General features: G+C 55.4%; 3 protein-coding genes. All 3 read right to left on the reverse strand.

Features of this window, described 5'->3' with window-relative positions:
* Positions 1-235: 235 nt before the first annotated feature.
* The 3 genes from HNR46_RS20355 to HNR46_RS20365 all read right to left on the reverse strand — a co-directional run bounded on the left by HNR46_RS20355 (position 236) and on the right by HNR46_RS20365 (position 2,400).
* On the reverse strand, positions 236-748 hold the full coding sequence (locus tag HNR46_RS20355) for a POTRA domain-containing protein (RefSeq protein WP_184022518.1): 513 nt from the start codon (positions 746-748) through the stop codon (positions 236-238).
* Between the two features lie 54 nt (positions 749-802).
* Positions 803-1,639, reverse strand: a complete 837-nt coding sequence (locus HNR46_RS20360) for a hypothetical protein (RefSeq protein ID WP_184022520.1) — start codon at positions 1,637-1,639, stop codon at positions 803-805.
* Positions 1,640-2,256: 617 nt separating this feature from the next.
* Positions 2,257-2,400, reverse strand: a complete 144-nt coding sequence (locus tag HNR46_RS20365) for a hypothetical protein (RefSeq protein ID WP_184022523.1) — start codon at positions 2,398-2,400, stop codon at positions 2,257-2,259.
* Between the last annotated feature and the right edge of the window lie 370 nt (positions 2,401-2,770).

Genomic DNA, 2,770 nt, shown 5'->3' on the forward strand with positions numbered 1-2,770 from the left:
CGACGCGTTGAGCCGGACGCCAGCACCTCATCACCTACGATGTAAATAGGAGAACTTTGCCCGTTGACAAAGAGGCAGCCATAGCAACGTCAGAGCACACACACCGCCTGACGGCAGTCGCACTCTGACTTTGGGTTAAGGTTTGTAGTCACGGGAAAATCCGACTCGGAGCGGGTCAGGCGGTTGGGTGCTGCGGCTTGTTGTGCTTGGGTTTTTTGGTCTAGGGTTCGGGCATTCACTCACCCTCGTCGATTACGAAAATAGCCTCTCCACGATGGCTGACAGAAACTCGTTCGTGTCCGTTCGCCCGATAGAACACCTCGATCCTCCGTGCTGCTTCGTCGAGCAAATCCGAAGTGAGTTCGCCGCGAGGGGTCAGGCCAGTCACCTTTGCCAGCTTGCGATCCGAATAGGCAGTGTTACCGACAAATCCGGGAGATGCGAAACCAGGACGCAATGCCAGCTCTGCTACTACTCGGGTAGCCTGCCCGTCCGGTTCGCCGAAAATACGCACGTCGCTCGCCAACCCGCTCTCGTAGAGTGCCTTCAAGTCTCCGTCGATCCTGTCCTGCCTATACCGAGTGCCCGGCCTCGAAGCTATAAGCCTCCGAATGTGGGCCTCTTCGATCGCGTCAGTAGCCTCGGAGCGAATCTCAAGGCTTGTAATCTGACGACCCTCTAAGCGGATCTGAGTTGCCTTCTCCTCACAGGCGAGTGAGCCAATCGCGAACACAGTTGCTGCGAGCATCTGGTGAAACTTGGGAGCCATTTCTTTAGCACAACGTCGAAGTCCACACATCCGCTACCAAGAGCGCGCCTCCGAGTCAGGTTGAGGGTTGTGGTCGCCCACCGAATCCGACTCGGAACGGGTAGCGGATTGTGGTGCGACGCCTTGTTCGACTTCTTGTTCCTTCGCGACGGCTTCTCGAAGATCTCGCACGTAGCCCGTTGCCAATGAAAGCGATTCGGCGGGTCGAAGCTTTAGGTGGATTGTCTGGGGTGTCGCCACGTGGACCCTAAATGCGTCGAAGATGCTGCCCTCTAAAAGCATGAACTCGAGCATTTTCCGAGTGAAAGGGGTATCCTTCGCATGAACCTCCCCTCCATCTTCAGCACGAAGGAGAAAACCCGCAAGCAACGACAACATTGTCGATCTGGTAGGCGTCTCCTCGCCGGTAATCAGCGACTCCCCGGGAGTGAAATCGAAGTAGTTACCCACTCGCTCGACAAAAATCTCACTCTTGAGAACGCCCTGCCCGGTCGAGAATGGCTTGAAATACTGGTTGAGGATCTGAACGCCCTCAGGGGAGTAGATCGACTTTCCTTTGTTGCTCTCTAGTTCCCACCTCAATTCACTCTTGAAGCCTTTGTCCTCAAGGATTGGTCGTAGCAACTTGAGCGCGACTTGAAATTGTGTTTCTTGCGCCTCATAAAAATGAGCGAACTGCCCATCATCGACCTCTGAGGCGTTGCGCGCAGGGGGCTCGTTGAGAAGGCCAATCAATACGAGCGCAAGATAGATCTCGTCGGGCTTCGAAGGTGAGTCCTCAGCCTCACCAAACTCGGGCAATTGGCCGAGCGCTGCGGTAACGAGTCCAACGGCGATGAGCAGGCTGCGGAGGAGCGCTCTTTGATTCATATTCTCGGTCGAACGTCAGAGGCATGGCGCGACGCCCTCAATGGCGGCGCGTCCTCCTCGATTGGGGGGTATTGAAGCACCGGAGCGTGAGAAGAACAAGGCCGCGGATAGGCGTCGCCATCGCCGCCTTGTTCGCCTTCTTGATTCTAGTTGGCGAGTTGGAGATCGCGTGCATCGGGAATCTCCATTCGAGACTTCAGCATCTCGAACTGTGATGGGGTAAGCTCAGAAATAGGGCACCACCAGATTACTGTCTTGGGAGAGTTCCATGGGAACAAGGGCACGAGCGTTACCACTTCGAAAGCTCGATCGTCGGCAAATCCTATGAAATCTTGTTTGCTAGCACCCTTGTGTCGCTGGATGAGTCGACGAGCATCAACCTGAACGGATGACTCCGTTGCGCAACCCGCCAAGAGAGCGACAAACGCAATCGCAAGCCTGCTCGATACAAGTGCCCTCGATGGATGCTTCATTTTCTGGCGAACGTCAGAGGAATGGCGCACCGACCCTCATAGCGGCGAACCGATTCCCGTTGCCGGATAGAACCACCAAAACAACTCTTCGACAAGGCCGCTGTAAGGTGTCGCCATCTCCGACTTGTTCTGCTTGTCGATTTGCTACCAGAAGCGCTCGACCAACGACTCGTTGATGGTCTCTCCATCCGAAGTCACGAGATAGATCGCCCAATAGGGAAGCCCCTCCCGCTGAAACACGATGATGGTATCGCCCTCGGAGAAATCGATTGAGAGTCGATCAGCCAAGGTCCGATTCGAGTCTACCCCCACCTCTCGATGCGGGTCCCCGAACTCCGATAAGCACTCATCGACCAGCGAGCTTCGAGCCAAGTGTTTCTTAGCCGCTCGGACTTGTAACTCGGTCTCGATCGGCACCGCTGCAAGCCCGATCACGATTAAGGCGAGCAAGATACCAACGACTTTCCCGCCTCTAGTCATATCCCGCAAGACCCTATGGCTGCGACTTGAAGCAGTCGGGCACCGTTGGAGTAGGTTGAGGGTTGGGAAAGCGGTGTCGTGTTTGGTTCAAATCGTGGGCTATCCCGTATGAACGGGACCTATCCAACATCAATCGATTGTAACGAATGAAAACGAACTCAGACACGACCCGCGCACT

Origin of the sequence: Haloferula luteola (assembly GCF_014201715.1) — a bacterium.
GTDB lineage: Bacteria > Verrucomicrobiota > Verrucomicrobiia > Verrucomicrobiales > Akkermansiaceae > Haloferula > Haloferula luteola.

Bases quoted from the DNA above. Each gene is read 5' to 3' on its own strand.
- HNR46_RS20360 (WP_184022520.1), bottom strand. From the start codon at position 1,639: ATGAATCAAAGAGCGCTCCTCCGCAGCCTGCTCATCGCCGTTGGACTC.
- HNR46_RS20355 (WP_184022518.1), bottom strand. From the start codon at position 748: ATGCTCGCAGCAACTGTGTTCGCGATTGGCTCACTCGCCTGTGAGGAG.